Below are 26,477 nucleotides of genomic sequence, written 5' to 3' on the forward strand. Positions count from 1 at the left end.
AATAAGATTCTGGACTATTGAACGAAATAATGCAATTTTGATCTTTACTTTGTAATTGAATAGACCCGATTATCCAATCGCATACAAGAACCTAAGCTTGGGACTACCTTACTCAGAAAGAGCTCTTTTCCCAAGCCGCGCCGGATTTGGTTCGTACTTAGAAGGCTAGCTATGAAAATATCCAAAGAAGAAATTCTGCAAAATCCACACCCAATCAGTGGAACGTTGCGTCTGAAAATACTGGAGCTTTACCACCAGGCCCACGCCGGGCACATTGGGTGTTCACTGAGCTGCATTGACCTCATGATCGCCGTCCTGTTGCTGGAAAAAGCCGAGCTGGACACATTCATTTTGTCCAAAGGCCACGCGGCGGCCTCCCTCTACGCCTGCCTAAACTGGCTGGGAGAAATTACCGACGAGGACCTGACCACCTACTACCTGGATGGTACCTCGCTGCCCGCCCACCCGGCCCCCGGCCAGTACAAGGGCATTCCCTTTGCTACGGGCTCGTTGGGGCACGGCCTGCCCATCGGTACGGGCGTTGCCCACGCGGCGCGCATCAGCCGGGAAGACAGCTACGCCTACGTACTCATGTCCGACGGGGAAACCAACGAAGGTACCACCTGGGAAGCCGCCCACTACGCCTTGCAGCACCGCCTGGACAACCTCCTGATGATCATCGACAAGAACGGCCTGCAAGGCTTCGGCTCCACCGATCAGGTACTTGGCGACACGGCTTCGGCCGAGAAATGGCGCGCCATTGGCTTCGAAACCGTTGAGGTTGACGGGCATGACATTCGGGCTATATCCGAAACGGTAAAGTACCTGAAAACCCAGAAAAATGGGCTACCCAAAGCCATCATTGCCCAAACAACCAAAGGCAAAGGAGTATCATACATGGAAAATAAACTGGAATGGCACTACCTACCCATGAACCCCGCCCAGTACCAGGCCGCCACGCGGGAAATAACGGAACGATACCTAATTGAACAACTTGAGAATGTCTGACCTTGTACCGCACTATCAGGATAAAATAGCTCAGTTAAAAGGCCCTATTTTTGTTTTTGGCGCCAGCGGATTCATCGGAGCCAATCTTTTTAACGAAATATTTAAAGTACGAAAGGATTGCTACGCGCTCACCCACGACGCTACCAAAGCCTGGCGGCTCAAGCTCCTGAAAGTACCCTTTGAAAACATCATCCATTGCGATATTCTTTCGGGCCATTCCGTGCGGGAAGTCTTTAATCAGTACCAACCCCGAACGCTCTTCAACCTGGCGGCCTATGGCGCGTACAGCAAGCAGAATAACGTAAACCTAACCTACGAGACGAACGTCATCGGGACGGTGAATATTCTGCAAAACTGCACGAAGGAAAACGTATACATTCACGCCGGAAGTAGCTCGGAATACGGCTTTAACTGCACCGCTCCGAGCGAAGAAGACCGGGTGGAGCCTAACAGCCACTACGCGGTATCGAAGGTGTCGGCGGCTTACCTGCTGGAGTACTACGCTCGCCTGCACGGCCTAAGTACCCTGAACTTGCGCTTGTATTCCATCTACGGCTACTGGGAAGAACCCGACCGCCTGGTACCTCGCCTGATCGAAAACGCCCGGCAGGGGCGGCTGCCGTCCCTGGTTTCGCCCGATATTAGCCGGGACTTTCTGTTTGTGGACGACTGCGTGGAGGCTTTCCTGGACGCGGCACTGAACGTTCACGAGGGCATTTCGGGGAAATCATACAACGTGGCTACGGGTCATAAAACCACGATTGGTGATTTGGTAGACGTAGCCCGCGCGCAGTTTGGAATTGAACAAGTACCCCAGTGGGGTAGCATGGACAACCGCAAGTGGGACCTGGCCGATTGGTACGGAGACCCTACGGCTATCCAGCGCGACCTGGGCTGGCAGGCGCGTACCAGCCTGGAAGAGGGACTCACTAAAACCAAAAACTGGCAGGATAACGTCAGTTACGAAAGTACCATCATCCCGGCCTTCGAAAACCCCAAGCTCAACCCGGTCATCACGGCCATCATTGCCTGCTACCGCGACGCCCAGGCGATCCCGTACATGTACGACCGCCTCGTGAAGACCTTCAACGAGCTGAAAGTACGGTATGAGATTATTTTTGTAAACGACAACTCACCCGACAACCAGGAAGAAGTGATCGACGCTATCTGCGAGCGGGACCCTAACGTCATCGGCATCAGCCACTCCCGCAACTTTGGCTCCCAGTCGGCTTTCCTGAGTGGGATGGAGATTGCAACCGGCGACGCCGTGGTGCTCATGGACGGTGACCTGCAAGACCCCCCCGAAATCATCCCCGGTTTTTACGAAAAATGGATCGAAGGCTACGACGTGGTCTACGGCGTGCGGGTACAACGCGAAATGAAACCCCACATTCATTTTTTCTATAAATCTTTTTATAAATTGTTCCAAGGGCTCAGCTACGTCCCCATTCCTAGAGACGCGGGCGACTTCTCGATGATCGACCGAAAAGTGGTGAAAGAGCTGGTGGATCTGCCCGAAACAGAGCAGTTTTTGCGCGGCCTGCGGGCCTGGGTGGGTTTTAAGCAAACGGGGGTACCTTACGTGCGGCCCGAGCGGATGTTTGGCGTATCGACCAACAACTGGACCAAGAACATCTGGTGGGCTAAGAAGGCCATCTTTTCGTTTAGCTTTGCTCCGCTAGAGCTGATGAGCTACGCCGGATTCGCCCTCACGGGTCTATCCATTCTGGGGATCGTCTGGCAGATCCTGGCCAAGTTTCTGTTCTTCCCCGATACGCCTCGGGGCATCAGTACGGTCATTGTTTTGATTGTCTTCTTCGGCGGCCTCACGATTCTGGGTATTTCCTTCCTGGGAGAATATATTGCCAAGATTTTTGAAGAGACCAAGAAAAGACCGAAGTTTATCCGTACCCGCATTCGGCGCGGTCCCAAAACGTACCGGTCGGCCGATGAAATCCGGACGCTGGTAAAACAACTCCGAAAATGAGAAAAGAATTTTCTGCCACCATAGAACAGCTAGCCACTCAGGATGAATCCGTCCTGTTTATAACGGGTGACCTGGGTTACAGCGCCTTCGAAAACCTCCGGGACCTCCTGGGTGATCGCTTCATCAACGCCGGCGTAGCCGAGCAGAACATGGTAGGTGTAGCGGCCGGTTTGGCCTACAAAGGCTTCAAAGTATTTTGTTACAGCATTGCCCCTTTTGTGGTATACCGCTGCCTGGAGCAGTTCCGAAATGACGTTTGCTTCCACAACTTACCCGTTTTCCTGGTAGGGAACGGCGGCGGCTACGGCTACGGCATCATGGGGAGCAGCCACCACGCCCTCGAAGACCTTGCCTGCCTCAGTAGCATGCAAAATGTAAAAGCTTGGGTACCTGGTTTCTCGGATGAGGTAGAGCCCGTACTTCAACAAATAGTAGCCGAAGCCCGCCCTGCTTACCTGCGGCTCGGAGCTGGCCGTACTTGCCCACCGAGCAGCTACCAGTCGGGCTCCTTCAAGGTACTTCATGAGGCACCGGGTGCCGGGATCACAGTCTTTGCGCTGGGGCCTATTGCTAACAACGTGCTGTTGGCGCTGAGCCAAAACGAAGCGTTACAAGCCCACGTAAATGTGATTTCGGCGCTTTACTTTCCTTTGCAGCTCAACGATGACATCCTGCAGCTGGTCCAGGCTGCTCCACAGGTACTGGTGGCCGAAGAGCACGTGAGTATCGGTGGCCTGGCGCAGCAACTGTCGGTACAGCTGCTCGAAAAAGGCGTAAAAATCAGCTCCTTTGCCAGCCTGAAGGCCGAAGGATACCCCAACGGCAACTATGGCAGCCAGGCGTATCACCAGCGGGAGTCGGGCCTGGACGCCGAGTACCTGGCCCAACGGCTGCACTATTTACTGAAAACCGCATGACCCAACGGGCGCTTACCCTACTGGTCGGCCTGACACTCCTACTACCCCTGGTGATTTACTTCTGGGTATGGAATTACTATGCCGTCAATGTGCCTAAGTGGGATGATCACGCCCTAAAAGCTTTTCTCGTAGAGTACCTTCAAGCCCCCAACTGGCAGGCTAAATGGGCCGCTCTCTTCCGGCAGCACAACGAGCACCGCATTGTGCTCACGCGGCTGCTAGCCTGGTGGGACTATGCCTTAATGGGTAGCCTTAATTTCAGGCATCTCATGCTGGCGGGCAACCTCCTTTTGGTGGGTGTCATTGGTTTGTGGTGGGTACTTTTACACCGCAACCAAAAGCCCTTTTATACCCTGCTGCCGGTACCGTTTCTCTGGCTCACCTTAGCCCACTGGGAAAACATGTACTGGGGCATGTCGGCCGTTCAAAACTTTGGCGTCGTTAGCCTGCTGGTTTGGACTCTTTATCTGGTGGTTTCGCGTCGGTTGGTTTTTTTTCTGCTGGCTCTGCCCCTGGCCGGTCTGACCCTCCTTACCAGCGGCAACGGCTTGCTGGTGCTGCCCATTGGGGCTTTGCTCCTGCTACTTTCCAAAGAAGGCAAGCGGTTGGTGGCCTGGCTGGTGACGAGCGGCCTGTACGCCTACCTCTACTTTAGTACCTACCAGAAACCCGCCTATAACCCCGAATCGAAGGCTACGTTTGGGGCCTTGCTGAAAGGGTACATGGCTTTTTTGGGCTCCTTTGCGGAAGCTTTCCCCGTGAAAGACCACCTCGGCTGGAGCGTCGGCCTGGGCACTGTTCTTTTCCTGGTGGCTCTTTCCATTGCCCTGACTACGGCCTTTCGGCTCCTCCGCAACCGGTATGATCAGGATTTTTCCCGGGCTACCGATCTTTTCTGCCTGGGTACTTTGCTGTTCATTTTGGGTACGGCCGTGATCGTAGTCAATGGCCGGGCGGGCTTCGGCCTGGAAGTACTGCTGACCAGCCGCTACAAGCCCTACTCGTTTTTGTTGCTGTTGATTGCGTATCTCTACATTGTCATCCCGATCCGGGGTAGTTTTCTCTCACCCTATGTATCGGGCATTGTACTTCTGAATGCTATGTACAGCGTCTTTAGCTACCACTACCACTTGGTCGATGCCTTCAATTTCCGTAAGTTTCAGACCACAAATCAGTTCAATTGGACCTACCCGGATAAAGAGTTAAAGCCACAGACCGATACCAGCCTGGCGGGTAACCTGGTCGCGAAAACGCCGTTGCTTTATGATCAATGGGTACCCCTCCTGCGAGCGGCCCACCGCCAGTCCTTTGCAGGCAATACCAACGGCATGCTCCAGCTCTGGGAAAGTACCACCTTTACCCCCCAGAAAGACGCACTGCTTGTTTCTCAGAGTACGTTCAATAGCCAGCGCTTACAAGATAGCGGCGTGTACGTGGTACTAAGCTCCCGGCAGCGGTACTACATCTACCCTACCTACCGCAGGCGTAACACCAACCGCAAGCAGTTGTTTCTGCATCAACAGTACTTTGCGCCCGGCTATCAGGTAGAAATCCCCCACAGCGAGCTGGAACCAGGGCGCTACGCCGTTGGCCTGGCGTGGCAGCAGGGCAGCCGCACGGGCGTCTATTTTAGTAAAGATTCGATCACAAGCGTGGCCACACCTCAGAAAAGCATTCGCACGAATTGGTAATTTAAACATGCGTACAACAGCAAACGGGTACCTTATTCAACTGGATGGACTGCGCTTTGTCGCCGTGGGCCTAGTACTGGGAGATCACCTGATGGCCGACGTAAACACCATTCCGTTCGGGCCTTTGGGCGTCACGCTTTTTTTTGTGCTCAGTGGGTTCCTCATCACCCGGATACTAATCACCAGCCGGGACAAAACCCTGGGCCAGCCGGGCGGGCTGGGTACGTACCTTCGAAAATTTTTCATTCGAAGAACCCTACGCATTTTCCCCATTTATTACATCACCGTTTTTGTCCTGTACCTCCTCGACGAGCCGCCCGTGCGGGATACCATTGCCTGGATTGTCCTGTACGCGACGAATATCTACATTGCCGTCAACCAGAGCTGGATGGGAACGATCGACCACTTCTGGTCACTGGCCGTAGAAGAGCAGTTTTACATCTTTTTCCCGTTTGTTATTTTTTTTATTCCCAGGCGCTGGCTGATCCCGTTGTTCATCACCATGGTAGTAAGTAGCGTAGTACTTCGGGCTATTTTTTACCGGGCCGGGTTCGACTGGATGGTCAACTACGTAAGTACCCCCACCTGTCTCGACTCCTTCGGACTGGGCGGCCTTATGGCCTGGATGCAGCTTCAGCGTAAAGACTTCTTTGTCAAACTATTTCGCAACCCTCTGTGGGTTTGGCTTGGGTTAGCATCGTGGGTGCTGGTGGTATACTGGTCAAAGACCTTCGTGGAGGTACATAACGTGGCCAATGATGTGTGGGAGCGCCTGTTTGGTTCGCTGTTTTGCTTCTTCCTCATTGGCAAGGCGGTGGTAGGTTTTGAGGGCGGGATGCGCTGGTTTCTGGAAAATCCGGTCAGCAACTACCTGGGCAAGATCAGCTACGGACTATACCTCTACCACAACTTTGTGTACAATCACTACCATACTCAGGCGGGCCACCCCACGCTACGGCTATTGCACAAAATTCATCAGTACATCCCGGCGCTCAAGGGCGTTGTCGTATTTGAAGTGGCGTACTTTTTTTTACTTACGGTATTGGTAGCGTCTTTGTCCTGGCATTTGATCGAAAAACCCATTAACCAGCTGAAGGATCGGTACGCTCGCTAAATAAAAAAAAATCTACCGTACAAACTACGTCCTATTTATTAATTTTGCCCCAATTAGTTAACTTACAACACTTACATGACCTTTGTACTGAGCATCGTAATGCCCGCATATAACGAGCAGGATTGCATCGAAAAAGTAGTTGAAAACTGGACAGATTTTTTAGCAAAGAAATTTCCCGGACAACCCACCACCCTCATTGTCATCAACGACGGCTCCAAAGACCGCACCGGCGAGTTGCTGGATCGTATAAAACAAACCAATTCCCGCCTTACGGTGGTGCATCAGAAAAACGGCGGACACGGCAATGCGGTCGTTCACGGCTACCGCAAGGCCCTTGAATTAAACTCCGAGTACGTGTTTCAGACCGACAGTGACGACCAATTCATCACCGACGACTTCGACAAGCTCTGGTCCAGACGCCAGGAGTCTGACTTTATTCTGGGCTACCGGCAGGTACGGCACGACGCGGGCGTTCGGCTTTTTATTACCAAATTTCTGCGTAATACCATTTCTTCCATTTACGGTACCTACATTCTAGACAGCAATATTCCCTTTAGGCTCATTAAGGGTACTTTCCTGCAAAAACTCATGGACCAACTACCCAATCCTGAGCCTTTTGCACCCAATATTTTCCTGTCGGTGATGGCTAAGAAAGCGGGACAAAAATTACTGGATATTCCCATTACCCACAAAGATCGGGAGACGGGCCAGGTTTCGATCGTGAAGTGGACCCTTTGGAAAGTGTGTATACGTAGTTTCAAAGAACTCATGCGCTTCCGGCTGGAACTCAACGACAAAGTGAAAGCCATTCGCTCAACAAACTGATTGCTGTGCTGAGGAAATACGCCCCACCCGTTTTTGTAGCACTGCTCGTGATCATAGCGGGGTACTACCTGCTGAGGTGGTGGGGGCGCTCACAGGCCGCCTGGCAGTACATTCCGGCCTCGGCGATGGCGGTCATTACCAGCGACCGGCTCCAGGATTCCAGTTTCGTGGTATCCGAAGCCAATATTGACGTGAAGTCGTTACCCATCGTGGATGTGGCCAACGATAATCTGACGCTGCTCAACTGGCTGGCTACGGACCCCACCGCCATCCGTAATTTTTTGGCTCGTAAAACCATTACCTTTTCCTATCATCCGGGCACCGGGAACAGCCAGGGGGTGATCATGTACATTCCGATTGCCAACGAAAACGAAAAGCGCTGGCTGGAAAATCCGCCGAATCCGGACATCCGGATGTTACATCATACCTACCAAAGCGCCCGAATCACGGACATCAATGATGCCAACTCCCGCTCGCTTTTTTCTTACCTGGTCAAGGACGACTACCTCATTCTGAGCCATTACGGCAACCTGATCGAGGACGTGGTGCGGGAGTCGAGCTCCGGCATCAAGTCCTTTTTGATGCAATCCAAGTTTGAGTTTTCCAATGATGCCCCCTATGCGCTGAGTATCTACCTAAAACGCGTTTCGGGATCTGCGGGTTTGCTGCCCATCACTTTTTCTCCGTCCTTAGCCAACTTTGCGCAGGTACTTCCCGCCTACCAGGATTACCACCTGGAGGTAGACAAAAAGACGGGTGCGCTGCACTTCAAGTCGCTGGGCTGTGATATAGACCAAAACTACCTCACGGGCTGGCTGGATAAACAAGCCGGAGCGCCCTTTCGGCACCAAAGCCATATTTCCCAGCAAACCTCCTACCTATACCGGGTAGCGAGCAAAGACAGCGCGGCCTTCCGCGTAAACTACCTGAAATGGCACCAGCAGTACGCCTCGCCCGCCTGGAGCAAGGTAAACTACTACGTGGGCAAAGAAAGTACCCAGCTACTGCGCAACCTAGGGCCGGAGGTGATCCTGTGCCAACTGGAGGAGAGCAACAGCGTCAGCGACGGCAAGGTACTTCTGGTCACGCTTTCCAACTACGACAAAATTCGGCCGCTGCTCAAGAAACTCGCCCAGCTCTCTACTTCAGAGTCCGGCGTGGCAGTGGATAAGTTTCAGGGATATGATCTCTACTCTTTGGCCATTCCTGAGCTTCCGCAGGCGCTTTTTGGAAATCTATTTACGGGCTTTGCGCGGAGCTACGTGACCTACGTGGAGCCGTATCTGGTGGTGAGTAACAACCCGCAGGCCTTACGCAACTACCTGGTTGACTACGAAAACCAGCTCACCTGGAAGCAGTCTCCCGAATACGACAGCCTCCTGGCCACGGCCGACTCGCAGGCTCAGCTTTCGATGGTCTTGAACTTGCAAAAATCAAAGACCGGGCTGGCGCGCGCAAGTACCAAGTCTTACGCCGAGCTGACATCGGAGATCGAAAGCGTGATTTACCAATGTCGGTTTGAAGGAAAAACGGCTTTCCCGGAACTCATACTGAACCCCAAAAAGCGCCGTACCTCCAGCAAGGTACTGAACAAAACCTTCCTCAACGTGGACGTGGAGTGGCCCGTGATGTACGATTCGCTGCTCGTGGCTTTGCAAAATCCCGTCGATGGCAATTCGGAACTTTTACTAACCGACAAAACCTATAAGCTACTTAAGGTCAATAATCTCAAAACCGGTGAGGCCGAATCCATTACGCAGCTGGATGGAGAAATCGTAACGCCCGCCTTCAAAGTCGACTTCCTGAACATTGGTCGCCAGCAGCGGATCGTCGCTACCGCTAACAGCCTCTACACCCTCGACGAAGACGACGCCGACCTGGTAACTACCCTTACCGCCACGCTGCCTTCGGCGAGCCCCATTAAGGCGCTCTACCGGGTAGAAGGCGGCAAAGAGGGAAGCAGCCGCTTTGTGGTTCAAGATGCCAACCAGGACATTTACCTGTGGGAGCAGGTATTCCAAGTACCCCGTAAAATCAACCGTTTTGTGCGTTTTGAGAGCATCAGCCGTCCGGTGGTGTCGCTCAACCTGCAAGGGAATCGCTTCTTCATCGTTACGCAGCGCAATGGAAAAATCTTTCTCCTGAAAGAATCAGGACTGGTGGTGCCAGGCTTCCCCGCCGACATCCTCACCCGCGCGGAAGGCGCTTTCACCTGGACCCAAAACGCCACGTCAGCCCAACCCGAGCTGGTGGGTGTAAGTACCCTGGGGGAGCTCATCACGATTGACCTGAACGGGCAAATCACCACCCGTCGGCAATTGCTTCGTCCCGAGCCCAGTTCCCGCTTCCGCACGTTGTTCGACAAAAATTCACTCGACTGGCTTATTCTGCGCCTCTCAGACAACAAGGCGGCCATCCTGAATAAGGAAGGACAAGAGCTCTTCGAGATCAAAAATGTACAGCCCAACGCCGAGCTCCAGTACCACTTTTTTGGGGTCGATAACCGTTTTATTACCATTGGCTCCCGGGGGTACACATCGGTTTTCGACCTGACCGGCCGACGGCTGGGCGATAAGCCGATCCCTTCGGAGATTCCGGTGAGCGTGACCTACCAGGCCCCCTACTACAAGTTATTTATCTTTGGTCGATCTCAAGACAAAATCCAGACTTGGTCCATCAAACTTCGATAAAGCCGCATGAAGTACCTCCGTTACCTTTTTCTCTTTCTGTTTTCGGTAATCTGGCTGGCGGGTTGCAACCGGGTAATTATGCAAAAGCTGGGGCAATGGCGGATCCTACCCGACGAGTACCTGTACGGCGACTTGTATCGCCTCTCCAACCTACCTTACTTCAAAGACCTTCGGTCGGATTGTGAAGCCTACACGCCCCCCCAAGTACCCCCAGGTAGTAAAAAAATACATTTGTACATCATTGGTGACAGCTTCACTGAGGCGCAGCGGGTGGGGGCCGACGACTTCCCGGTAGACCGCTACCAGTACGTACATTGGAGCGACTACCTGCACCTCAGGTTGGATACGACGGCCCGTAATATTCTATTGCTGGAATCCGTAGAGCGGCATTTTCGTCAAATTCTGGCCCAGCCCGTCACGTCCCTGGTTCCTGACACGGCTACGTTCGTGGTACCACCGCCGGGCGACCCGCGCCTGATGCCCAAAATTGACAATGCCTTTTCGGCACTGCAAACCGAAGATCGGCTCGAAAGTTTGCTGTTTAAGTACTCGCCCATCCTGGCCCTTAAGGAGTGGAAAGCGGCGTTTACCTACGCATTTTTCCGGCGGACCAGCGACAAAGTGACCATTTCAGAAGATGGGCAGGATATCGTGTACTACCTCGACACGGACACTACCCTCATCAATTCTTCCTTCAAAACCTTGCTCGACTCGGAGGTGGACCTACTGGTAGAAAACCTGCAAGTTAGCGTCGATTTGTTCCGAAAAATGGGTTTCGACCAGGTACTTCTGTCGATCATTCCTAACAAAACCTCGGTGCTCATGCCTACCTACGGCCGCTACAACGGCCTCATCGAGCGGGTATACGCCCACCCCCGGCTCCCGGTACCCTACGTCGATGTACTTCACGACTTTCGGCAGCTTGGGCAGCAGTCGTACCTGCGCGGCGACTCCCACTGGACCTGCCCCGCCCAGTACCTCTGGCTGGACAAAGTCAATGCTTTGATTCTGGCCGACGCTACCCCGTAATACCATGGCACGGTAAAGTCTTCTATAACAACAGGGTACTTTGTTTCAATGAACCCAGCACTTTCGTTTGCTTCTTAGTAGAGTCTTTATTTATCACCAAGCGCGAAAGTACCCTCACCAACATTGTGGCCCGTTTTTTGTTACTAATTTCAGACGCTGCTCTACTCAAAGTACTTGCTCTACGCTCGCGTGCAGAGCAAGTACTTTCAGCGCCTCGACGTTACGTATATTCATCTCTTTATGAAAAAGGCATTTCTAACGCTGATCTTAGCCGGGCTGGGTTTTATGGCCAAAGCGCAGCAGGAGGGGCAAATCAAGCTCCACGTTCAAACCAGCCAGGTGGCCCCGCAGCTTTCCTCTTTTCTTTCGGTGGAGAAAGGCCTCACCCCATTTCTAAATCAACTCAACGCCACCTACGCCCCCGAGCACGACATCCCGGTCTTAATTTGTGATTGCGGCGTGGAAAATGCCTTCTACACCCCCAGCATCCGGCAGATCACCATTTGTTACGAATGGCTCGATCAGCATTTGAAACTACTTACGCAGAAAACCGGCACAAAAGATTACGTGCATAAAGTACAAGGAATCGTGCTGGTTCCGCTGCTCCAGGAGTTGGGCAATGCCTTGCTTCACCAGCTCAACTACCCACTGGACGGGAAGGAGGCTCAGGCCGTGGATGAATTTGCGGTGGTGAGCTTAGCGGCCAATCCGGGGCATGAGTACTTTTGGCCGCTGCACTACGGCTTGCTGGCCAAGTACCACCGTACGCAAGCGTTGTCGGCCAAGAAGCAAAGCCCCGTCCGGGCCAACGAACAGCTGGCGGCCACCTACGCGCCGGATCTGGCCCGTTACTACCGCCTTCGCTCAATCCTGTCGGGGGCCTATCCGGACCTGGCCTTGCAGGAAGGTACCATTGGCGACAACCGTGCGCCCAAGAATCGGCACAAGCTGGACGAAACCCGCTTTGAAAGTAGCTCCGATGAATACCAACGGATAGCCCGGCAGTGGGAAAATCGCCTGGCGGCCCTGAGTCGTCAGCAAAAAACGCTGCCCTTGCAGGCGCTCTCGATGGCTTCCGAAGAAGAAGTAGAAAAACCCGAAAGCATTACGATACCGATCTACCGGCTTACGAGCCTGGAAATGGAGCACTGGCGCATCAAGTCGCATCCGCTCCACGAAATCCCCTTTCTTTCCGCCAAGCGGGAGCCTGGTCGGCGCGTGTATGACGTGCGGGTCAATGCGCAGGGAGAGCTGGTTTCGGCCAGCGCCAATCCCGGCCTGGCGCGCGGCCGGTGCCCCGTCGCTACCGAGGCCGTGATTCACCAGTTTGTCAATGCCCTGAAATTTGAACAAACGACCCAAGTACCCCCGGCTAACCACTCGGGGCGGATTGTGGTGGAGTTTTGAATAGAAAAAAACCAATAATAAAGCCCTGTAAACATATAGCTTACAGGGCTTTATTTCAATTTAGTAGTAGGACGTAGCGGGCTCGAACCGCTGACCTCCGCCCTGTCAAGGCGGCGCTCTGAACCAACTGAGCTAACATCCTATTGTCAGCTGCAAATATACTAATTATTGGTAGCGTCCAACCGAAAATGATACACTTTTTGTGAAGGAATGCGCGAAAGTAGCGCCAAACCCACCACAAAAATAAGCAGCAGCGCCAGCACGCTGTTGCGCATACTACCCGTCAGCTGCTCCACCAAGCCGTACACTAAAGTACCCATCACGAGGGAGGTTTTCTCAGTGACGTCGTAAAAACTGAAGTAGGACGCCGTGTCGGCGGTGTCGTCGGGAATGAGCTTGGAGTAGGTAGCCCGCGAGAGCGACTGGATGCCGCCCATGACCATGCCCACGCAGGCCGCCAGGATGTAAAATTCGGAGGCTTCGGTGATAAAATAGGCCCCGGTGCAGATCCCGATCCAGACCGTGACGCCGATCATGAGGGCGTAGATGTTACCCAGCTTGCTGGACAAAAACGAAAAGAAATACGAGCCTACGATACCCACCAACTGGATCAAAAGTACCGTCACGATGAGGCTCTGCGCGGGTAGTTTCAGCTCGTTGGCCCCGAAGATCGTCGCCACGTACATGACGGTCTGGACGCCCATATTGAACACAAAAAAGGCCAGCAAGTACCTCCGCAGGTTACTTTGGTACTGCAACTGACCAAGTACCTTCCGCAACTTCCGGAAGCCGTTGAACAGCCACTGGCCCGCGGGCTTTTTGTTAAAGGTATTGGAAGGAAGGTACTTGAACGGAATTTGCGCAAAAAGTACCCACCACACGCCCACCGTCAGGAACGAAATCCGGGCGGGCAGCGACTTGTCGGTGATGCCGTACTTTTCGGGAAAGAGAACCATCGTGAGGTTGGTCAGCAGCAGCAGCACGCTCCCCAGGTACCCCAGCGAAAACCCCCGGGCGCTGTAGCGGTCGAAGTTATCTTCAGTGGCGATTTCGGGTAAAAACGAATTATAAAAAACGATGCTGCCGCTCCAGCCAATCAAGCTCAACATGAACACAAACACCGAAATGGTGAGCGTTTCGCGGGTGAAGAAAAAAAGCAGGGTGCAGCTGGCGGCTCCCAGGTAGCAGAATAACTTCATGAAAAACTTCTTGCGGCCCGTGTAGTCGGCAATGGCGGTACAAAACGGGATGAGCAAGGCGACAATTAGGAAGGAGGCCGAGACACTGTACGAAAACAGGACGGAATTTTTGACCGTAAAACCCAGGAAATCAATCATGTCGCTGCCGCTTTCGGTGAGGGCCGTGGCGCTGAAGTACACCGGGAAGATACTGGACACTATCACCAGCGAGTGGACCGAGTTGGCCCAGTCGTACATACACCAGGCGTTGATGGTGCGCGGATTATTCTTTTGCATGAGTCGGGGTTACGTATTTTTTGCGCAAAATAAAAAAAAGCGGCGGAATATTTCCGCCGCCTGTGCTACATAAGGTACCTTAAAAAATTACTGCACCACCGGCTGAAAGACCAGGTTGGCGTCTTGCTCTACTCCATTGACGGGTACTTTATTTTTTAGAGTAAGCTTGGAAGAGGAAAGTTCACCCACGGCAAATTTGCCCTTAAACTGGCTCACCTCTACGTCAAGTACCTTGGCGTCTTCCACCAGGTACCAGGTACCTCCGTTGATTACCTGCCGCGATACCCGATCCAGAGCTTTGGTAATGTTATTTTCAAAAAACTGAATATCAAAAAGATAGATCAACTGCGTTTCCAGGTTGAGCTGATTTTGCGGAATCGACCTACCGTTGGCATCCGTTACATCCACCAGGCGCCAGGGGTAGTTGACGAGCGTGCGCTCCTGGGGCGTCAGCTTGGCGTTCGGCTCGGGATTGTTGCGCTCGCAACCGGTACTTAGCCACAACAGCGTAAAAATCGTTGCGAAGTTTAAAAAACGTTTCATGGTAATAGGCGTTGATATGTATTAGGGATTCCCAACTTTGTTGAAGACTTTTGCAAAGTAACGAATATGTTTTGGCAATTCGTGTCAACGTTTACGCAAATTTACTGAATGAAAAAGCGGCTATTAGCAATTAGCATCCTGGTAATCAGCCTCAACGAGGTACTTGCCCAAGGCTGCCAAACGGACTTCGTGCTCTCCCCCGTCACGGGAACCAACGCCATTGAGTGGGATAAATTTCCGGAATTCAACCTGCCCTTCACGATCATTTACAACGGTCCGCGCTTCGGCGACACCCAGTCGGCTCCGTTGAAGCACGGCTTCAGCCACATTGCCTACTTCAGCGGACCCGAAAGTACCCTGCCGGTGAAAAACCGGGCGCTGCTCTGGAACAGCGTCGCGAGCATCGATGGCTCCGGCCAGCCGTGGTCGGAGGTAGGGCTGCAAAGTCCCTGGGGCAACGACGCCGACCTCTACCGCAACCACTGGGCCAACTACCTGCGCGGCCTGGCCAATATCTTCGACGACTCCCGCGGCCAGGCCGTGCCCAGGGCCGACATCATCTGCCTGGATGTGGAGCGGATGCAGCGCGAAGACCGCGACATCCTGCGGCTCAAAACCGATCCGCGCATTCCGGAAAACTACCGCCAGCTCTCCGACGCCGAGTTTTTAAGTACCTACAAGCGCGACATCCGCGCGCGCTACACCGAGGCCATTCAATACTACGAAAGCCTCAACCCTGACCCCAACACCAAGCTCAGCAGCTACAGCGACGTACCCGTACGGGGTACTTGGCTCAACGTGACGGCCAACAGCTGGCCAGACTGGACCACCAACCCCGCCCGCACGCACTACCTCATGCAAAACGACGCGGGCCGCGTGGGGGGTAGTTTTTACGAAAAAATGGATTTCCTGACGCCTTCGCCCTACTACTTCTACGAGTATAATAATCCGCTGGGCAAGGACTACCTCTCTTATCTGCTTTTCCAGATCGAGGTGAACCGCGCCTGGAGCAACAAGCCTCAGGTACCTTTTGTGTGGATGCGCTACCACGACAGCTTCAATCCGGGTGCCCCGCAGATTCCTAGCTTCGTGGCCGAAGCCACGGCTATTTTCCCGTTCATGGCGGGGGCTAAAGGCCTGTGGTTATGGGAGAATAATATGTTCGAAAATACCCGTCAGGAAAACTACGCCGCCTACGAGCACTTCATCTATGGCCTCTACCGGCTGTCGCGCTTCGCGGATATGTTTGAGGGTGACTACCAGCTGGTAGCACCGCGCTCGGCCCGCGACGACATGGAGCAGCGTACGCCCATTTGGCGGGGCGTCGTGAAAGGCAACCAGATCCTGGTCGCGGCCCAAAATCCCTTCGCTACTGAAAACCAAGATACCCCTTTGCGCGTTACACACGCAGGGTGGTCGCGCGAGCTGGTGCTGAAAGGCCGGGAGGTATTTCTGTGCCGGTTTGACCTGGGCGAGTCGCCGTTGTCGGAGGTGCTGGTAGTACCCAACCCCACGCAGTCGGCCATCGAGGTACTTCTGAGCGGCCTCATCGACCGCACCGAAGTGGAGTACACGCTCTGGAACGTAGCGGGTATTCAGCTCCAGCGAGAAACCTTTCTCTTTGACAAAGATCAAATCAACTACCCCTTCGACCTGCCCGTGTTGCCCGCGGGGATGTACATTGTCAAACTCACCCAGGGTAGCCAGTCTATTTCCCGGAAACTAATCGTGAATCCCTGATCCACCCAACAACTTCATCCAAACGACCCATGAACCGACTTAGCCAAGAAACCAGCCCGTACCTGTTACAGCACGCCCACAACCCGGTAGACTGGTACCCCTGGGGCGAAGAAGCCCTGCAAAAGGCCAAAAGCGAAAACAAGCCCATCCTGGTGAGTATCGGGTACTCGGCCTGCCACTGGTGCCACGTCATGGAGCGCGAAAGTTTTGAAAATGAGGCCGTCGCGCAGGAGATGAACGAGCGTTTTGTGTGCATCAAGGTAGATCGGGAAGAGCGCCCCGACGTAGATGCCGTGTATATGGACGCCGTGCAGGCCATGGGCGTGCGCGGCGGCTGGCCGCTCAACGTGTTGCTGCTGCCCGACGCCCGGCCGTTTTATGGCGTCACCTACCTGCCGCCCCAAAACTGGGTGCAGCTGATCCAAAGCGCCCACAACGCCTTTCTGAACCACTACGACGAGCTCGCCGACTCCGCCGAGGGCTTCGTGCAAAACATGGCGATGGGCGAATCGGATAAGTACGGGCTGCAAGCCAGCACGAGTGAGTTTACACTGGATGAGCTCGATGCCATGTTCGATCAGCTCAAAAAGCATTTCGACACCACCGACGGCGGCATGGATCGCGCGCCGAAGTTTATGATGCCGTCCATTTATAAATTTCTGCTCAGGTACTTTGACCTCACCCAGCATCCCGAGGCCATGGCGCAGCTGGAGCTCTCGCTGAACCGCATCGCCCTGGGTGGTATCTACGACCACGTGGGCGGCGGCTGGGCCCGCTACTCCGTAGATGGCCAGTGGTTTATCCCGCACTTTGAAAAAATGCTCTACGACAACGCCCAGCTCCTGTGCGTATATGCGGAAGCCTACCAACTCACCCAAAGTACCCTCTACGCCGACCGCCTGCGCCAAACCCTGGCCTGGCTACAGGCCGAAATGGCTGCGCCTGAGGGTGGTTTCTACTCGGCCCTGGACGCCGACAGCGAAGGCGTCGAGGGCAAGTACTACATCTGGACCGAAGAAGAACTCAAAAAGGTACTTGGCGAGGATTTTGGCTGGTTTGCGCGGCTGTATAATATCCGGTCCGAGGGCAACTGGGAGCACGGCTACAACCACCTGCACCTCACCGAGCCGCCCGAGCAAACGGCGCAGTCGCTGGGTACCTACGCGGAAGAATTTACGAAAAGGTACCCCGCCGCGCTGCAAAAGCTGGCGGAGGTCCGCGCCAGCCGCGTGCGCCCCGGCCTCGACGACAAGGTACTTGCCTCCTGGAATGGCCTGCTAGTGCGCGGCCTCACCGACGCCTACCGCGCCTTGGGCGAGGAGCCCATCCGGCAAGCGGCGGTGCGGGTAGGTACTTTTTTGAAAACCCAAATGACCCAAAACGGCCGCCTCTGGCGCAGCTTCAAGGAAGGCAAAGCCACGATCACGGCCTTTCTGGAAGACTACGCCGCCGTGCTGGAAGGGTACCTGGGGCTTTACCAAATCACCTTCGACGAAGCCTGGCTGCACGAGGCCCAAACCCTGGCCGACTACGCCATCGCCAATTTCTTCGACTCCGAAGACGGCTTTTTCTTCTTCACCGACGTCGAAGGCGAAGCCCTCATTGCCCGCAAAAAAGAGCTTTTCGACAACGTCATTCCGGCGTCCAACTCCGTGATGGCTCATGCCCTCTACACGCTAGGTACTTTGCTCGACCGCACCGACTACCTGGGCATCTCGAATCAAATGCTTTCCAAGATGCGTAAGATCCTGCTCCAGGACGTGCAGTGGGTCACCAACTGGGCCGCTCTCTACTGCCAGCGTGCGGCCCCCACCGCCGAGGTGGCCTTCGTGGGCCCGGAATGGGACGCGCTCCGCCAGGATTTCGATCGCTTTTTTATTCCCAATAAAGTGACAGTTGGTACCTCAGGTACCTCCGAGCTCCCCCTGCTCCAAGGCCGCACGACGCTCCAAGACCAAACGGCCATCTACGTTTGCTTCGCCAAAACCTGCCAACTACCCGTTACCAATGTACCGGATGCTCTGGCGCAGCTGGGGTAGTTTGGGAATTTAAACTAATTACAGCGACATGATCAAAGAATTTGAGCGAGTTGTTTTGACGGAAGCTATTTCGGGCACCGAGTTGAAAAAGGGAGATGTTGGCGTAGTTGTTGAGATCTACAATGAGGGCGAAGGGTATGAAGTGGAGTTTTTCGCGCTCAATGGTGAAACCATCACTGTGCAAACCCTAGATCGTAAACAAGTACGACCGGCTACAAGCCGTGAGATTCTGCACGTTCGTGATCGGACGGCGACTTAATTTCTGTCCAAAGTACCTACTAAGGTACCTTAGCCCATCCCCGCTCGCCCTGATTTGAAATCGGCGGCGGGTTCATTCAGCGTTTTTAAAGCAAGCCGGGTACTTCGATTCGGACTTTCCTACACGCTGAATCGCTAGGTACTTGCCAGTGAAATAACGGCGCTGGTTTTTATTTGCTGAATAAAGTACGCATCGAGCGAAATGACCAGCCAGGTACCGACGAAAGGCACCTGGCTTCCACTCATCACATAAGTACCTCACTAGTAGTTCTTCCTTCGTACATTCCCGCCTGAATCATCTATTTTCTCAGCCCATGAAAGTACCTTTATCTTTGCTCGTTCTCACCGTGGCGTTCGTCCAGAACGTCTCAGCCCAAGTACCCATTCCTACGGCCAAAATAGATTCCCTGTTTGCTGAGTGGAATAAACCCGGCATGCCCGGTGCCGTGGTTGGCGTAGTACACGGCGGGAAGTTGATCTACGCCAAAGGCTTCGGCGAGGCGGATTTGGAAACGGGGGCCAAAATCAGTCCCAAAACGGTTTTTCACGTGGCTTCGGTCTCCAAGCAGTTTACGGCCTACGCTATTGTGCTGCTGGCCGAACAGGGAAAGCTCTCGCTGGACGACGACATTCATAAGTACCTTCCCGAGGTACCTGACTTCGGCAAAACCATCACGATCCGGCACCTCATCCACCACACCAGCGGCCTGCGCGACCAGTGGAACCTGCTGGCGATGGCCGGTTGGCAGCTCGACGACGTCATTACCAAGCAGCACGTGCTGAACCTCGTGACGCGCCAGCAGGAGCTTAATTTCGAGCCCGGTTCGGCTTTTGCCTACTGCAACACCGGCTACACGCTCCTGGCCGAGATCGTGAGCCGGGTGGCCCAGCAACCCTTTGCCGACTGGATGCAGCAACAGGTGTTTAAGCCACTGGGTATGCAAAGTACCCTATTTTACGACAATCAGGAGGCGATCGTGAAGGGGCGGTCTTATTCGTTTCACGGGTCGGGTGCCCCCGGCGGGTTCAGCAAGAGCATCCTGAGCTACGGCAACGTGGGCGCTACCAGCCTGTTTACGACCGTGGAAGACCTCGCGCTTTGGCTGGCCAACTTCCGCTCGACCCAGCTAGGTACCCCGGCTACCATGCCGCAGATGCTGGAGCGCGGCCGACTTACCAAAGGCGATACCCTGCCCTACGCCTTTGGGCTTTCGCACGGCAACTACAAAGGTCTGGCCTACTACGGGCACAACGGAGCCGACGCCGGTTTTCGCTCGTACCTGGCCTATTTCCCCCAGGAAGAGTATGGTTTTATCGTGCTGAGCAACCAGGCGGAGTTTTCGCCGGACCGCAAGGGCTTTGAAGTAGCCAATCTATTTTTGGCTCCTTTTCTGAAAGAAGAAAAAAAGCCCGCCGCGCCGCTGGCGGCAAGTACCTCCGAAAACTCCCCCTTCGACTCCACGCGCTTCCGCGCCTACGCGGGTTCCTACTCGCTGGACGAAGCCCCCGGCTTTGTGCTGGCCTTCAAGCGCAACGGTTCGCGGTACTTCACCCAGGCCACCGGCCAGCCCGAAGTCGAGATGTTTCCGTCGTCTGATTCCACGTTCTTCCTCAAAGTGGTAGAGGCGTCCATTGTTTTTCATCAGGCCAAAGACGGGAAAGTGAACCGCATTACACTCCGACAAAACGGCGACCACCCCGGTACCCGCGTACCGGCCCAGCCCGAGGTGATTCCGCTGGGGCAGTTTGTGGGCAAGTACTACAGCCCGGAGCTCGAAACGATTTATACGTTGGTAGAAAAAGCAGGTACCTTGAAGCTGCGGCACGTCCACCACGGCGAAGCAGATCTGAAGGTACTTAGTCCGGACCGCCTGCAAGCGCCCTGGTGGTTTGTGCAGAACATCGACCTGGTGCGGGATACCTCCGGCAAAGTGGTGGGTCTGAAAATGACCAACGGTCGGGTAGCTAACCTATGGTTTAAGCGCCTGCCCGACGACTTCGCCGCGGGCGGAGCACCCACTGCCGCGAAGTAACAAAAAAGCCACCAAGCCCTGCAAAGTGAGGTTTGGTGGCTTTTGCCAAGTACCTAATGAGGTTTATTGTTGCTGCGAGGCCAGCAATTCGTCCAGGTTTTCCAGACCCATCGTAAATCCTTCTTTAAAGCCCATCTCCAGGTGCGACTCCAGATCGGAGAGTTCTTTAAAGGTAATTTCGATGGAAACGACTGTCGCGTGGTCGCCCTGCGGCTGGAACGTATTGCTCCAGTGGGCGCCGGGCAGCGCGTCGTTGATCGTTCCGTTTTCGTCGCAAAACGCGTCCTGCGCCGTAAAAGCCTTTGTGGGCACAATGCTTTGGTAGTCGGCCCGGGCCCAGTGTTCTTCGCCTTCCGGCCCTACCATCGCGTACAGCCAGTGGCCGCCTTCCCGGAAATCCATCGTCTTAGTTTTGGCCTGCCAGGGCTTGGGAGCCCACCACTGGTCGAGCAGCTCGGCCTGCGTCCAGGCCGCCCATACGTTTGCCACCGGGGCGGCAAAAGCTCTCTCGACCCGGATTTTGTTGTTCTCTTTGTCTACGTTGAAATTCATCAACAGGCTACTTTTCATGATCGTCTGGTTTAAGGTTTATCAATACGTGGTCTAGCTGGTCAAAACGAACTTCCCAAAGCTGCCGGAACTGCGCCAGCCACTGGTCTACGCGCTGCATCTGGGCGGCGTTGAAATGGTAATAAATCTCCCGCCCGGCCAGCTCTTGCCGCACCAGCTGGCATTCGGTAAGTACCTTGATGTGTTTGGAAACGGCCTGGCGGCTGGTATCAAAGTGCTCGGCCAGGGCGTTGGGCGTCATGGCCTGCACCGCAATCAGGCTCAGGATGGCCCGGCGCGTAGGGTCGGCAATGGCCTGAAAGACGTCTCGTCTGGTTTCTCTTGTCATAATTAGCAACTTTATGGTTGCGAATATAAGCGCAACTTTTTAGTTGCACAAATAGCCTCTAATAAAAAATCTACAAGGAGATGCTTGGGCAGCCTGCTCGTTGCTTTCGCGGGTAGCTATTAATTTAACGTTAGGTATTTTCGAGAGCAAGAGCGATGGACACCGTGCAGCAGCGGCAACATTCACCTACGTGGTGCTTCTGGTGCAGTAGGGAGTATTTAAAAGGTGACAGGCTGTCCTTTTTCGGATTTTTCTCCCACAATCTCTTTTAGGTAGTTAGGACAAAAGTCGTACCCGTTTTCCCAGGCGATGCCGCCCCCTGGCTCAATAAACACTTGACTAAATTTATCATAATCAAGCAATTCTTCCGTAATCCCTTTACCCAAGTAAGGGCGAAAATTAATAATTTTGTCCTCCCCATCACTAAACTTTAGCCATATTCGATACTGATCCAGCACCTTCAATTGATTTACTTCATGCATGGCCTTATTAATTTAAAGGTTCAATCGCATCCAATGTAGTAGGAACAATAGCTTTCTGCCAGTTGTTCATTAATTCATCTTTATGATGTGAGGCCCATTCAAGTACCATTGCATGAGCTCGTTATAGGTAGACTACCCGCCAGGACATCCAATGTTCTGATATCATATTCGACCTTCATACCTTGATATTCCGCATGAAAATGTGGCGGATTATGATCTTGAAAATACATGCGAATAATAATTCCGTAAAATCTGGAAATTTCAGGCATTTTCTTCAAAAATAAGAAAAGAATCTATGAGTTGCTGAGACTTGATGACAAATCCGGTTCTAACCATTTTCGTTTCGATGTTTCGTACTTCCTCAGCCATCTACTTTGATTTCTCCACTCGTCCCAAAATGCGAAGGCAGGTAAAAATCCATCCCGGTTTGCCGCTGTACTTGCAGTAGTTGGTTATGAGTCTGGATGCTGCGTAAGCCAATTTCGGCCCGCAGTCGGTTGGCCTCCTGCACCTCCGCGGGCGTCATTCCCGCCTCCAAAATACCGTAGGCCTTCGTCTGGTGCCCGCTCACAACTACCCGGTACCAGTTATCGATAGACCCGTATTCATAGGGCGACAAGTACCCCTGCCGAAGCGCCTGCCGGAGCGAGGGTTGCAGGTACTTATACAGGCTGTCTTGCTGAACGTAGGCATCCGAGATGGAATTATGGTGGCTCAGGATCACGGCCGCCCAACTACTGTTTCCGATCAGGCGCTCGCCGGGGTAGCCACCATTCAAAATGAGCGGGATTAGCTGCGCCAATTGCTTCTCGCTGTGCGGGGCAAATTTCCGTTCGGCGTAGCGGTCGCGGGCTTTGGCACTAAACCTCAAAAGCGCTCCCAGGGCTTTCCACTGATCTTTCTTAAACATGCTATGTACCTGGGTACGCATGTCGACATTGATTCGGCGCTCGTACAGCGCTCGCAGCGAGTCATACTCGGCCGATAGAAGCTGCCAGGTACCTGGCTCCAGGTGCTGCTTGAGGTAGGTATTTTTCCGGATCGACTTCAGCTCCCAGCCCTGAGCCACGCCCCGTCGAAGGTACCTGAGCACCTGCTGGCTATGGCCCGTATAAAGCGCCAACTGAGCCGCTACCTGGCAATCGCGCCGAAAAACGAATGCGTAGTCCGCGAAGAGCTGATCGTAGATAGCCAGCGCCTGGGCAAACTCTGCCCGCGCGATGAGCTCCTCGGCCTCCCCAATGCGCTGGTGGTAGGCGGTGTAGTCTTCGGAAGCGCTGGCTCCTAGTCCGTAAAGTACCCATGAGGCAAAGAGAAGAAAAACGGTGGGCTTCATGTAGAAAGTAGTGAAAAAGTACCTGCTTTAAAATACCAGGTACGGCATTACCGCCGGGAGTGTGGCAACAACAAGCGCGAACAGTGCTGGCTATTTTTATTTTAAAAAGAGACGTTCATCAAATTCAAAAGGCGCGATATTCCTGCTCGCCTCGATTTGTAATCGACGGCGGGTTCACTTTGCGTTTGAAACGCTAGAGAATTTTAACCCTGATTACAAATCAGGGCTAGCCAGCTACCTACTTCAATCGATCCGGATTTTCGTTCACAAAAGCGCCCCAACCGCCTTTTTTGGATTTTTTGCCCGAAGTAGCTCCCACCGACGCGGGGGAATTGGCGTGGTAGTGGTGGCAAATGGCAATGGCGATGCCGTCGGTCGCGTCCAGGAATTCGCGGCTTAGCTCCATTTTCAGGATGTTTTCGAGCATGTAGGCCACTTGCTCCTTGGAGGCGTTGCCATTGCCCGTCACCGACTGCTTCACTTTCTTGGGCGAGTACTCCACGATGGGGATGCTGCGCGCCAGGGCGGCGGCCATGGCTACGCCCTGCGCCCGGCCCAGCTTGAGCATCGACTGCGCATTTTTGCCGTAAAAAGGATCTTCGATGGCCATCTCGTCGGGCAGGTACTCTTCGATGAGCTGCGTGATGCGCTCAAAGATTTTCTTCAGTTTCAGCTCGTGGGTACTATATTTGCTCAGATGAATGACCCCGTACTGTACCAACTCAATCTGCTGGCCCTTGACCATAATCACCCCGTAGCCCATCACCTGGGTGCCGGGGTCGACGCCAATGATTACTTTTTCCGATATTTCTTTTCGCGGTTGGCTTAGCATGGCGCAAGATAAACAACTCCTTCTTAGCAAAGAAGCAAGTACCCGCCGGAGGCTCTGGTGGCTGGCCAAGGCCGTGGTTACGCTGCTTATACTGAGCTACCTTTACCATACGCTGCGCGAAGAAAAAAAAGGACTGGCCAGCCTGGTGGCGACTTTTGGGGAGGTACTTGGCGGGGGCGGCTGGCGCACGCTGGTACTCATGCTGCTGCTGGCCCCCGTCAACTGGGCCATCGAAAGCCTGAAGTGGCAGCTCCTGGCGCGCAAGGCCGTCCCTGTGACGTTCTGGGAGGCCTTCCGAAGTACCCTCACGGGGCTGGCCATCGGGGTGGCGGTGCCGGCCCAGGTCGGCGACACGATGGGACGGGTGGCGTCGCTGCGCTCCGACCAGCGCCTGCGTGCCATCGGCGCGGCGGTGGTGTCCAACGGCGTACAGTTTTACGTTTCGCTGCTGGCGGGGGCGCTAAGCTGGCTGGCCCTGCGGGGTACTTTGCCCCTACCTACTTCGCTGGCCCGGCTCCTCGACGGGCTGCTGGCATTTCTGCTGCTGGCGGGCGTCGTCGTTGCCTTTTTCAGAACCCAGCTCCTCCGCTGGGAGCCGAAGAAGCCATTCGTGGCCAAAATCGCCTCCTACCTGCGCGTGATAGGTACCTACCGGGGCCAGGAACTGGGTGCCGCGCTGGGACTGGGGCTACTCAGGTACCTGATTTTTCTGGGGCAATTCCTGCTCGCGCTCTACCTCTTCGACTTTCCACTGGCGCTCGGACAGCTGGCCGCCTGCGTGGGGCTGATCCTGCTGGCCAAGACGCTCCTGCCCGCCCTGAACGTCCTGGGCGACCTCGGCGTGCGGGAGTTTACCGCACTCTACATCTTTGCCCCCTTTGCCTTACCCGCCGAGCAGGTCATTGCGGCCACGCTGCTGGTGTGGCTCGTCAATATCCTCGGTCCGCTGGTGGTGGGGGTGTTTTTAATCTGGAAATACCAATGGCGCACCCGCTATGACTGAAGTACTTACCTACCTACTTTTTGGCCTCACGGGCAGCTACGCGCTTTTTACGCTGGCGCTGGGGGTACTTTGGGGAAAAATCAAAGTACCCCGCGCCGGTACCTCCACGCGAGGCGTGCGGCTGTCGGTGGTGATCCCCGTGCGCAACGAGGCCGACAACATCCTCCACCTCCTGCACGACCTGGCCGCGCAAACCCTGGCCCATGAGCAGTACGAAGTTCTGGTGGTGGACGACGCCTCCACCGACGCTACCGCCGCGCTCGTGGAGCGCTGGGCGCGCCAAAGTACCTACCCGCTGCGGCTCATCCGCCTGCCCGACTCGCCCAGTACCTCCCCCAAAAAAAGGGCCATCGAAACGGCCATTGCCCAGGCCAACGGGCAGCTCATCGTCACGACCGACGGCGACTGCCGCGTACCGGCCACCTGGCTGAATACCCTCGCGCGCTGCTACCTCGAAACCCGACCTAAGCTCATCAGCGGCCCCGTCACCTTCACGCCCGAAAGTACCCTCACCGACCACCTGCAAACGGTGGAGTTCAGCAGCCTCATCGGCAGCGGGGCCGCCAGCCTGGCGGTGGGGGTACCTTCCATGTGCAACGGAGCCAACCTGGCCTACGAAAAAGCGGCCTTTGAGGAAGTAGGCGGTTACGAAGGCGTGCGGCACATCGCCTCGGGCGACGACGAATTTCTGATGCACAAACTCGCCACCAGGTACCCCGGCCAGATCGTATTCCTGAAAGAGGCTGGGGCCATTGTACGCACCCAGCCGCACCGGCAGTGGCGGCAGTTTTACCGGCAACGCAAGCGCTGGGCCAGCAAGTGGAAGCACTACCAAAATCCCCGCACCATTGCCCTGGCGGTGTATATATTTGCCTGCAACGCTTCGCTCATCGTGGCGCTGGGAACCGGGCTGGCGGGGGTACTTTCGGGCTGGCAGGTCCTGGGGATCGCTTTGCTCAAATGCGCCCCTGAGTGGTTTTTTATCGGGAGGGTACTTTGGTTTTTACAGAAAAAAAAATCCATTGGATTCATTCCGCTCGTGCAGCTTTTGTATCCTTTTTACGTCACATTTTTTGGATTGGCCGTACAAAAACCACAGTACGAATGGAAAGGGCGCAAATTGGTTTAATTTACCCCAATCGTTCCTTATATTTGACGGTTACCCTAAAA

23 protein-coding genes and 1 tRNA gene are annotated in these 26,477 nt (G+C 54.5%); 15 read left to right on the forward strand and 9 right to left on the reverse strand.

What is annotated here, in order from left to right; translation table 11 throughout:
• The first annotated feature begins 171 nt into the window (after positions 1 to 171).
• From HNQ92_RS07315 to HNQ92_RS07355, 9 genes are all read left to right on the forward strand, one after another.
• Complete coding sequence (locus HNQ92_RS07315) at positions 172 to 1,008, forward strand: transketolase (protein ID WP_184172682.1); 837 nt, start codon at positions 172 to 174, stop codon at positions 1,006 to 1,008.
• Entirely contained in the window at positions 1,001 to 2,995 is a 1,995-nt protein-coding gene (locus HNQ92_RS07320) for an NAD-dependent epimerase/dehydratase family protein (RefSeq protein ID WP_184172684.1), read from the forward strand. The genes HNQ92_RS07315 and HNQ92_RS07320 overlap by 8 nt, the downstream gene beginning before the upstream one ends.
• A complete protein-coding gene (locus HNQ92_RS07325) occupies positions 2,992 to 3,912 on the forward strand; it encodes a transketolase family protein (RefSeq protein ID WP_184172686.1) in 921 nt (306 codons plus the stop codon). Before HNQ92_RS07320 ends, HNQ92_RS07325 begins: the two co-directional genes overlap by 4 nt.
• Positions 3,909 to 5,603, forward strand: coding sequence for a hypothetical protein (locus HNQ92_RS07330; RefSeq protein WP_184172688.1), 1,695 nt, complete (start codon positions 3,909 to 3,911; stop codon positions 5,601 to 5,603). The genes HNQ92_RS07325 and HNQ92_RS07330 overlap by 4 nt, the downstream gene beginning before the upstream one ends.
• A 7-nt stretch (positions 5,604 to 5,610) precedes the next feature.
• Positions 5,611 to 6,717, forward strand: coding sequence for an acyltransferase family protein (locus HNQ92_RS07335; RefSeq protein ID WP_184172690.1), 1,107 nt, complete (start codon positions 5,611 to 5,613; stop codon positions 6,715 to 6,717).
• A 75-nt stretch (positions 6,718 to 6,792) separates the two neighbouring features.
• Positions 6,793 to 7,542 (forward strand): glycosyltransferase family 2 protein, encoded by a 750-nt coding sequence (locus HNQ92_RS07340; protein WP_184172692.1) that lies wholly within the window; start codon positions 6,793 to 6,795, stop codon positions 7,540 to 7,542.
• Between the two features lie 5 nt (positions 7,543 to 7,547).
• Positions 7,548 to 10,232, forward strand: a complete 2,685-nt coding sequence (locus HNQ92_RS07345; protein ID WP_184172693.1) for a hypothetical protein — start codon at positions 7,548 to 7,550, stop codon at positions 10,230 to 10,232.
• Positions 10,233 to 10,238: 6 nt separating this feature from the next.
• Positions 10,239 to 11,261: an alginate O-acetyltransferase AlgX-related protein gene (locus tag HNQ92_RS07350; protein WP_184172695.1), complete on the forward strand. Its 1,023-nt coding sequence runs from the start codon at positions 10,239 to 10,241 to the stop codon at positions 11,259 to 11,261.
• 174 nt (positions 11,262 to 11,435) lie between these two features.
• Positions 11,436 to 12,668, forward strand: coding sequence for a DUF4344 domain-containing metallopeptidase (locus tag HNQ92_RS07355; RefSeq protein ID WP_184172697.1), 1,233 nt, complete (start codon positions 11,436 to 11,438; stop codon positions 12,666 to 12,668).
• 67 nt (positions 12,669 to 12,735) lie between these two features.
• Here the strand turns inward: HNQ92_RS07355 and HNQ92_RS07360 are convergent.
• From HNQ92_RS07360 to HNQ92_RS07370, 3 genes are all read right to left on the reverse strand, one after another.
• Positions 12,736 to 12,810, reverse strand: a tRNA-Val gene (locus HNQ92_RS07360).
• A gap of 19 nt (positions 12,811 to 12,829) precedes the next feature.
• Entirely contained in the window at positions 12,830 to 14,143 is a 1,314-nt protein-coding gene (locus tag HNQ92_RS07365; protein ID WP_184172700.1) for an MFS transporter, read from the reverse strand.
• An 87-nt stretch (positions 14,144 to 14,230) separates the two neighbouring features.
• Positions 14,231 to 14,686 carry a hypothetical protein gene (locus HNQ92_RS07370; protein WP_184172702.1) on the reverse strand — a complete coding sequence of 152 codons (456 nt, stop codon included), beginning with the start codon at positions 14,684 to 14,686 and terminating at the stop codon, positions 14,231 to 14,233.
• A gap of 108 nt (positions 14,687 to 14,794) precedes the next feature.
• Between HNQ92_RS07370 and HNQ92_RS07375 the strand changes: the two genes are divergently transcribed.
• The 4 genes from HNQ92_RS07375 to HNQ92_RS07390 all read left to right on the forward strand — a co-directional run bounded on the left by HNQ92_RS07375 (position 14,795) and on the right by HNQ92_RS07390 (position 20,756).
• Positions 14,795 to 16,426 carry a T9SS type A sorting domain-containing protein gene (locus HNQ92_RS07375; protein ID WP_184172703.1) on the forward strand — a complete coding sequence of 544 codons (1,632 nt, stop codon included), beginning with the start codon at positions 14,795 to 14,797 and terminating at the stop codon, positions 16,424 to 16,426.
• A 29-nt stretch (positions 16,427 to 16,455) separates the two neighbouring features.
• Positions 16,456 to 18,465: a thioredoxin domain-containing protein gene (locus HNQ92_RS07380; protein ID WP_184172705.1), complete on the forward strand. Its 2,010-nt coding sequence runs from the start codon at positions 16,456 to 16,458 to the stop codon at positions 18,463 to 18,465.
• A gap of 28 nt (positions 18,466 to 18,493) precedes the next feature.
• Positions 18,494 to 18,724, forward strand: coding sequence for a DUF4926 domain-containing protein (locus HNQ92_RS07385; RefSeq protein WP_184172707.1), 231 nt, complete (start codon positions 18,494 to 18,496; stop codon positions 18,722 to 18,724).
• A 313-nt stretch (positions 18,725 to 19,037) separates the two neighbouring features.
• Positions 19,038 to 20,756: a serine hydrolase gene (locus tag HNQ92_RS07390; protein WP_184172709.1), complete on the forward strand. Its 1,719-nt coding sequence runs from the start codon at positions 19,038 to 19,040 to the stop codon at positions 20,754 to 20,756.
• A 63-nt stretch (positions 20,757 to 20,819) separates the two neighbouring features.
• On the opposite strand, the gene HNQ92_RS07395 is transcribed toward HNQ92_RS07390, so the two are convergent.
• The 6 genes from HNQ92_RS07395 to ruvC form a co-directional block, all read right to left on the reverse strand.
• A complete protein-coding gene (locus HNQ92_RS07395; RefSeq protein ID WP_184172711.1) occupies positions 20,820 to 21,326 on the reverse strand; it encodes an SRPBCC family protein in 507 nt (168 codons plus the stop codon).
• The gene (locus HNQ92_RS07400) at positions 21,316 to 21,654 is read right to left on the reverse strand and encodes an ArsR/SmtB family transcription factor (protein ID WP_184172713.1); all 339 of its coding nucleotides are present in this window, start codon (positions 21,652 to 21,654) and stop codon (positions 21,316 to 21,318) included. Before HNQ92_RS07400 ends, HNQ92_RS07395 begins: the two co-directional genes overlap by 11 nt.
• Positions 21,655 to 21,872: 218 nt before the next feature.
• Complete coding sequence (locus HNQ92_RS07405) at positions 21,873 to 22,136, reverse strand: DUF2442 domain-containing protein (protein ID WP_184172715.1); 264 nt, start codon at positions 22,134 to 22,136, stop codon at positions 21,873 to 21,875.
• A gap of 98 nt (positions 22,137 to 22,234) precedes the next feature.
• Positions 22,235 to 22,405, reverse strand: a complete 171-nt coding sequence (locus HNQ92_RS28625; protein ID WP_343062973.1) for a DUF4160 domain-containing protein — start codon at positions 22,403 to 22,405, stop codon at positions 22,235 to 22,237.
• A gap of 92 nt (positions 22,406 to 22,497) precedes the next feature.
• Positions 22,498 to 23,472: a hypothetical protein gene (locus tag HNQ92_RS07415; RefSeq protein ID WP_184172717.1), complete on the reverse strand. Its 975-nt coding sequence runs from the start codon at positions 23,470 to 23,472 to the stop codon at positions 22,498 to 22,500.
• 238 nt (positions 23,473 to 23,710) lie between these two features.
• Positions 23,711 to 24,304, reverse strand: a complete 594-nt coding sequence (ruvC, locus tag HNQ92_RS07420) for a crossover junction endodeoxyribonuclease RuvC (RefSeq protein ID WP_184172719.1) — start codon at positions 24,302 to 24,304, stop codon at positions 23,711 to 23,713.
• On the opposite strand from ruvC, the gene HNQ92_RS07425 reads away from it, so the two are divergent.
• Together HNQ92_RS07425 and HNQ92_RS07430 are read left to right on the forward strand one after the other, a co-directional pair.
• Complete coding sequence (locus tag HNQ92_RS07425) at positions 24,303 to 25,307, forward strand: lysylphosphatidylglycerol synthase domain-containing protein (RefSeq protein WP_184172721.1); 1,005 nt, start codon at positions 24,303 to 24,305, stop codon at positions 25,305 to 25,307. The two genes, ruvC and HNQ92_RS07425, sit on opposite strands and share 2 nt — an antisense overlap.
• Positions 25,300 to 26,436 carry a glycosyltransferase family 2 protein gene (locus tag HNQ92_RS07430; protein ID WP_184172723.1) on the forward strand — a complete coding sequence of 379 codons (1,137 nt, stop codon included), beginning with the start codon at positions 25,300 to 25,302 and terminating at the stop codon, positions 26,434 to 26,436. Before HNQ92_RS07425 ends, HNQ92_RS07430 begins: the two co-directional genes overlap by 8 nt.
• The last annotated feature ends 41 nt before the right edge of the window (positions 26,437 to 26,477 follow it).

Source organism: Rhabdobacter roseus (genome assembly GCF_014202275.1).
Lineage (GTDB): Bacteria > Bacteroidota > Bacteroidia > Cytophagales > Spirosomataceae > Rhabdobacter > Rhabdobacter roseus.